Raw genomic sequence first — 727 nt, 5'->3', positions numbered from 1 at the left:
TCCTGCATTTTAAACTTCATAGTAAGGGTTCCTCCTAAGTTTGAGTTAGAGTCGTGTCTTACTCATATCTTACTGAGGAGCCCTATTTTTTTCAAAGCTCAAAAATAGCGATCTACAGGAATGCTAAGCTTTAAATTTAATAGTGTCATACTAATCAATGATTAAGCATATATAGTGGTTATATATATATAAATAACCATAAAAAAACTAAAAGTGTTATACGATTTAGGCTTGAAATATTAATAGTGTTATATTATTATATATTTAAAGGTGATAAAGCGCTTTCAAAAAATGAAACGAAAAGGGGTTTGAAAAGATGGGTACAATCGTTTGTCAAACTTGCAATTCTACAATTGACCATTTCGAGGATGAAAAAGTAACGGTGTTATATTCAAAAAAATGTAACTGCTGCGACCATGAAGGGGCAGAGGAAAGATAAGAATAGATAAAAGGGCATGCAGAGCATGCCCTTATTTTTTATATATGAAAGTGTAAAATTTTACTTCGACAAATGTCCAGCTCCAGCGCCTAGCCAGTTTTCATCCCTGAGAGTCTTCCTCGAGTATCTTGCGAGAAGCGTTAGCTTTGAGCAGCTCGAGTCGCTTGTCTAGTGTCGCCTCCTAGAAACTCCGAAACTTCAACTCCCCCGGCAGAAGCAAAAAGCGCTTCTTTGGTGGAGTCTCCAGTTTCTGCGTTTCTGGACAGTCGGCTATACATTTCGATTTCG

The 727-nt window shown here is 37.0% G+C and carries 1 protein-coding gene; it reads left to right on the top strand.

All coding sequences use genetic code 11. The features are described from left to right. Positions 1 to 316 precede the first annotated feature (316 nt). On the top strand, positions 317 to 439 hold the full coding sequence (locus M3204_RS23475) for a GapA-binding peptide SR1P (protein ID WP_079508283.1): 123 nt from the start codon (positions 317 to 319) through the stop codon (positions 437 to 439). Positions 440 to 727: the final 288 nt, after the last annotated feature.

Origin of the sequence: Mesobacillus subterraneus (genome assembly GCF_023715485.1) — a bacterium.
GTDB classification, from domain to species: Bacteria; Bacillota; Bacilli; order Bacillales; family Cytobacillaceae; genus Mesobacillus; species Mesobacillus subterraneus_B.
The sequence above is the reverse complement of the archived record's forward strand: the minus strand, read 5'-3'. Positions and strand labels throughout refer to the sequence as shown.

Bases quoted from the DNA above. Each gene is read 5' to 3' on its own strand.
- M3204_RS23475 (WP_079508283.1), top strand. From the start codon at position 317: ATGGGTACAATCGTTTGTCAAACTTGCAATTCTACAATTGACCATTTC.